This is a genomic window from Stenotrophomonas sp. 2YAF22 (genome assembly GCF_052114665.1).
GTDB lineage: Bacteria > Pseudomonadota > Gammaproteobacteria > Xanthomonadales > Xanthomonadaceae > Stenotrophomonas > Stenotrophomonas indicatrix.
This window is the reverse complement of the sequence record NZ_JBFRFE010000277.1, coordinates 1-5,330: the sequence shown is the minus strand read 5'-3', so window position 1 is coordinate 5,330 and position 5,330 is coordinate 1. Positions and strand designations below refer to the sequence as shown.

Genomic DNA, 5,330 nt, shown 5'->3' with positions numbered 1-5,330 from the left:
ACGCGCTGGGCGAGCAGCGCGTACACAAGTGCGGCGGCTGCGTGCGCCTGGCCACCGGCTCGCTGGCCGGCAGCGCGCTGACCATGGATCAGGCGCTGCGCAACCTGGTGCAGGTGGGTCTGGATCTGGCTGACGCATCGCAGCGCGTGTCCACCTTCCCGGCCGATTACCTGGGCTTGGGCGATCGCGGCCGCATTGCGCCCGACGTCCGCGCCGACTTGGTGGTGCTGGATGCGGAACTGCGCCTGCAGCAGGTCGTGGTCGGTGGCCGCGTGATCGATTTGAACTGACGCACCCGATGCGGCCTGGATGCCGCGCAGGCTCCCTGTAGAGCCGAGCCATGCTCGGCTCACCGCGCGAGGCGCGGCACGGGGTACCTCGATATCGGAACGGAAAGCAGCCGAGCATGGCTCGGCTCTACAGAAAGCACTCCGCCCCTTGGGAACCTGTCGATGACTGCAAGCACCGCCCCGCGCTGGCCCGTACGTTACCTGCTCTTCATCGGCGGCCTCGGTGGCCTGCTGTACGGCATCGACATCGGCATCATCGCCGGTGCCCTGCCCTATCTTGAAGCCACCGCCAGCCACGCCTGGCAGCTCAGCAGCCAGCAGCTCGGTTTTGTCGTCGCCGCGGTGCTGCTGGGCAGCGTGCTGTCCTCGCTGTTCGCCGGCATGATCGCCGACCTCATCGGCCGCCGTGGCGCGATGCTGCTGGCCGGCGTGCTGTTCACCGCCAGCATCCCGATCATGGCACTGGCCTCGGGTTACACCCCGCTGCTGCTGGGGCGCCTGCTGCAGGGTGTCAGCGGCGGCCTGATCGGCGTGGTCATTCCCCTGTACCTGGCCGAAGTGCTCAGCCCGGAACGACGCGGCCGCGGCGCGGCGATGTTCCAGCTGCTGCTGACCGTCGGCCTGGTGCTGGCCGCGTTGATCGGCCTGTACCACGCCCATGCCGTGGACGCTGCCGCAGAGTCGGTGCGCTCGCTGCCGGTCGCGCAGCAGGCGCAGGAGCTGTTCACGGTGAAGGACCACGCCTGGCGCACCATCTTCTGGACCTGCCTGGCACCGGGCCTGCTGTTCTGCGCCGGCATCTTCTGGCTGTCCGAATCACCGCGCTGGCTGGTGCGTCGTGGCCGCATCGATGATGCGCGCCGCAGCCTGCAGCGCGTGCTGCCCGCTGCCGACGTCGAGCCCACCCTGGCGCAGATCCAGGCTCCGGAATCGAGCAGCAGCAGCGGCAAGCGTGACCCGCTGTTCAGCCGCCGCTACGTGGTGCCGTTCGTGTTGGCCTGCGTGGTGCTGGCCTGCACCCAGGCCACCGGCATCAACTCGGTGCTGGCCTATGCGGTGAACATCCTCAACCAGGCAGGCCTGTCCGGCTCGGTGGCCAACGGCGCCGACGTGGCGATCAAACTGCTCAACGCGGTGATGACCGTCGCCGCGCTGCTGCTGGTCGACCGCAAGGGTCGCAAGTTCCTGCTGATGCTGGGCAGCGGTGGCATCTGCGTGGCCCTGCTGGCCGCAGCAACGCTGTTCTTCCAGGCCGAACGGGGCCGCGCCGACGTGCAGCCGCACCTGCAGGCCGCAGTAAGCGGCGATGGCCTGCAACTGGTACTGGATGACGCGCAGTGGCAGCGGCTTGCCGGTGGCGTCGACCGCGAGGGCCGGCCGCTGCAGCTGACCGTGTCCTACGCCTATGGCGACTTCACCAACGTGCGCGCGCTGCGCAGCGACAACCTGACCGACCGCGAGCTGCGCATCGAGCGCGCCGGCACCGTGCAACCGGACAGCGTCATCGGCGCGTTCTTCCGCACGTTGCACCTCAATCCGTTCGCCGACCCGGCCAGTGCCGCGCAGGCACCGCTGCGCATCGAGCAAGCCCGTATCGGCCCGATTCCGCCGCCCGCGCATGGCTGGGCCGTCGCTGCCTGCATCCTGGTATTCGTGGCGTTCTTCGCAGTTGGCCCAGGCGTGTGCGTGTGGCTGGCGCTGTCCGAGCTGATGCCCAACCGCATCCGCTCCAACGGCATGAGCATCGCGCTGCTGATCAACCAGTTCGTGTCCACCACCATTGCCGCCATCTTCCTGCCGACGGTGGGGCACTACGGCTACGCCAGCATGTTCCTGTTCTGGGCGGGCTGCACGTTCGTGTTCTTCCTGGTGGCCGCATTCTGGCTGCCGGAAACCAAGGGGCGCTCGCTGGAAGAGATCGAAGCCGGGTTTGCAGGAAAGCAGCGCTGATTCAGCGCTGCTGTGGCGGCGCAGGGCCGCCGTGCACGATGTAGCGCGCCATGTCGTGCACTTCGGCCACGCTCATGTTGGTACCGGCCACCTGCATGGACTCGCCAAAAGGGCCCGCTATGGTGGCCACGGACAGCACGTGGTCATCGACGGTAAGCGCCACCTGCTTGCCCACCAGGGCCTCGGTCGCGTGCAGCAACCGGCCGGCGGACTCCTTGCGGAACGTCAGTTCCAGTACGGGCTGGTGCGCGGCGTCCAACGCCGCTCGCACGTCGACGATATCGGCACTGGTGAGCATCGGCGGCGCTTTCACGGCGATGCTGCGCCCTTGCCACTGCAGGGTAGCGCGACCATCGGGATCGACCTCACGCATCTGCACCTGCACCCCCTCCCGCGGCGGATGCCGTGTCTCAGCCGGAAGCACCCGGTTGCAGCCCGCCAGCAGCAACACCGCGAGGCCACCACCGAGCAGCGCCCATCTGCTCCAGCCCCGCATCAACGCAGCTTCCTCAGCTTGAACGCCACCAGCACCTGCAGCACGCCGTACAGCAGGCTGCCGATGCCGATCCACAGTGTGGTTACCGCCACGCCGGCATACGGATTGGCTGCGAACAGCAGGCCCAGCACGATGGCCAGCACGCCGCTGAGGATCAGCAGCCACTCACCCTGAATCTGCCTGCGCACGCGGATGGCGAAGACGATGCGGTAGATGCCCGCCACCAGCAGCCATGCCGCCAGGAACAGCACCAGCACGCTGGCGGTGGCCAGCGGATTGATCACGGCCAGGATGCCAAAGCCCAGCGAGGCGACCACGTACAGCAGCAACCAGCCGCGCGAGGCGCCGCTGGCACCGGTGATCAGCGCCAGCAGGCTGATGACGCCCTCGACGATGGCCATTACACCCAGCGTCCAGGCCAGCGCGATGGCCGCCGACATCGGCCAGCCGATCGCGATGATGCCGAAGCCCAGCGCGACCAGACCGTACAGCAGCAGGATCCACCAGCTGCGTCCAACGGCCGACAACAGGGGAGACAAGGGGGAATTCATGACCACTCCTTCGATCCGGGTTCGTGGCCATCCTAGCCTTTGCGGATGAAAGGGGCGATCACGGAACGCGAGCGCAGACCCACGCCCGCACGTCTTCAGACCCCACCAACCGCAACGTCTCTGCAATTTCCAGCACGGTACTGCCGGTGGTCATCACGTCGTCGACGATGGTCAGCCGCGCCGGTACAGCACCGCGCACATCGAAGGCGTCGAACAGGTTGTCGCGGCGCTGCTCGGCGCTGCGTTCGGACTGCGGCGCGGTGTGGCGGCGGCGGTACAGCCCGCGCCATGTCGGCAACTGCAGCAGGCGACACAGTTCGGCGGCCTGGTCATAGCCACGCTGACGCAGTCGCTTGCGGTGCAGTGGCACGGGTACCAGCGGCGCGCACGACCACGGTGGCGGGTTGCGCAGCATCAACTGCGCAAGCAGGCGTCCTGCAGCCAGGTCCTGGTGGAATTTGTAGCGGACCAGCAGCTGATCGACCGGCGGCAGGTACAACAGGCTCGCATGGGTCGCGGTCTGCGGTGGCGGCTCGTCGCGGCAGGTTCCACAGATGGGCAGGGCTGCATCCGGTAGCGGCAGCGCGCAGCGAAGGCAGGCGCGACCCGCCCACGGCATCTCGGCAAGGCAGGCGGGACAGAGATCGAGGGCGTCATGGCCGCGCTCGCTGCAGACCAGGCAGCGCAGGGGCAGCAGCAGGTGAAAGGCAGCCTGTAATGATTCACCCAGGACAGAAGGCAGTGGGAAGCGCATGCCGTAGCATCGCCCTGCAAGCGCAGCCTGCCCATCGGTGAAGGGGCTGCATGCATGTCAGTACAGGGAGCGTTGGCCGATGGGGGCTGCACCTTGCCAGGCCGTAGATCTGCATCGCACCTGCTACCACGCGCCTCCATCCACATACGGCCGGAACTGCAGAACCATCACTGGCCGATCCTGCGCCAGCTATCATCAGGATAGGCACAGTTGCCCTGGATGGATCTCTACCGCATGGACGGACTGACGCTGGTCAAAGCAAATGCGCAGGACGCAGATGTGGTCTTCAGATTGATGCAGCTGTACTACTTCGAAGCCTCTGCCTGGAGTGGTGAAGATATCCTTGCCGATGGTCTTTACGACTGCGCACTTGCCGATGTCCAGGCCCGCCTGCACGAAGAACCGGAGTGGACCCGTCTGCTCTGGCTCGATGGCCTTTTGTGTGGATTCGTCCAGGTGGATGACGTCGAGTTCCAGGGAAGGCGACTGCCAGAGTTGGCGGATCTGTTCATCCTTCCAAAGCATCGCGGCAAAAGCATCGCATCTGCGGTGGTTGCAGACCTTGTGCGGCCAACAACGGGGGAATGGTTGCTGGCCACATTCCGCAAGGATCATGCGGCGCACGCATTCTGGGAGCGGAATCTTGCAAAGATGGGTATGGCATGCAGCGTCCCAACCGGGTCAGAAGGAACAGACTTCCGCTTGTTCCTGATCAGGTCGAAATGACGAACAGGCGCGCCAGCGCGATCGGCGGTGCATGCGATTCGCCCCTGCAAGTGTCCACCTTGCCTCGCGTTCGACCAGAAAGCCGACCTTCGCCCCTTAGCGCATCCCGCAGGTCGCGCCGACACATTGCCCGTTCTCCATGAACCGCACCTGCGAGTGTCCCGGTTCCCCGGTAGGCGCCGGCACCCCGGGCGCCACGAAGAACGTGGCCGCGTGCGCGCCATACAACCCTGCTGGGATGGCGAAGGCTTTCAGCACGGTATAGCTACGGAAGGGCGTGCCCTGCTCCCGCTCGGCATTGGCGCCTTCGATGCGCGGGATGTCCGCTGCACCCCCGTTGCGTCGGCCGGCAGCCTCCCAGGCACGCAGGTCGGCCACCGTCGCCGGGCGCAGGATCCCGCTGCGCACCGCTGCATCAATTCCGGCTTGCCCTGCTGGCGGTGCGCCCTTCATCTGGAATTCGGCCACTGGCTTGGCCGTGGCATCAGTCACCAATTGCGCCCCGGGCGGCAACGCGCMGATGACCGCGCGGCCGTCGCGTGCCGCGTAGGCCACGTCAACCG

The 5,330-nt window shown here is 66.8% G+C and carries 6 protein-coding genes and 1 pseudogene; 3 read left to right on the top strand and 4 right to left on the bottom strand.

Annotated elements, in window-relative coordinates:
• Both AB4Y84_RS12210 and AB4Y84_RS12205 read left to right on the top strand, forming a co-directional pair.
• Positions 1-290, top strand: a 290-nt coding sequence (locus AB4Y84_RS12210) for an amidohydrolase family protein (RefSeq protein ID WP_442250199.1), incomplete at its 5' end; no start/stop codon positions are given.
• 162 nt (positions 291-452) lie between these two features.
• Positions 453-2,240 carry an MFS transporter gene (locus AB4Y84_RS12205; protein ID WP_442244157.1) on the top strand — a complete coding sequence of 596 codons (1,788 nt, stop codon included), beginning with the start codon at positions 453-455 and terminating at the stop codon, positions 2,238-2,240.
• 1 nt (position 2,241) lies between these two features.
• Here AB4Y84_RS12205 and AB4Y84_RS12200 read toward each other — a convergent pair whose 3' ends face one another.
• The 3 genes from AB4Y84_RS12200 to AB4Y84_RS12190 all read right to left on the bottom strand — a co-directional run bounded on the left by AB4Y84_RS12200 (position 2,242) and on the right by AB4Y84_RS12190 (position 4,041).
• Entirely contained in the window at positions 2,242-2,613 is a 372-nt protein-coding gene (locus AB4Y84_RS12200) for a SecDF P1 head subdomain-containing protein (protein WP_263929013.1), read from the bottom strand.
• Positions 2,614-2,735: 122 nt separating this feature from the next.
• Positions 2,736-3,287 carry an HdeD family acid-resistance protein gene (locus AB4Y84_RS12195; protein WP_089237595.1) on the bottom strand — a complete coding sequence of 184 codons (552 nt, stop codon included), beginning with the start codon at positions 3,285-3,287 and terminating at the stop codon, positions 2,736-2,738.
• Positions 3,288-3,345: 58 nt separating this feature from the next.
• Complete coding sequence (locus tag AB4Y84_RS12190; protein ID WP_442244156.1) at positions 3,346-4,041, bottom strand: ComF family protein; 696 nt, start codon at positions 4,039-4,041, stop codon at positions 3,346-3,348.
• A 234-nt stretch (positions 4,042-4,275) separates the two neighbouring features.
• On the opposite strand from AB4Y84_RS12190, the gene AB4Y84_RS12185 reads away from it, so the two are divergent.
• Entirely contained in the window at positions 4,276-4,767 is a 492-nt protein-coding gene (locus AB4Y84_RS12185) for a GNAT family N-acetyltransferase (protein ID WP_442244155.1), read from the top strand.
• A 96-nt stretch (positions 4,768-4,863) separates the two neighbouring features.
• On the opposite strand, the pseudogene AB4Y84_RS12180 reads toward AB4Y84_RS12185, so the two are convergent.
• Positions 4,864-5,330 (bottom strand): annotated as a pseudogene (locus AB4Y84_RS12180) (hypothetical protein); the annotation flags it as partial.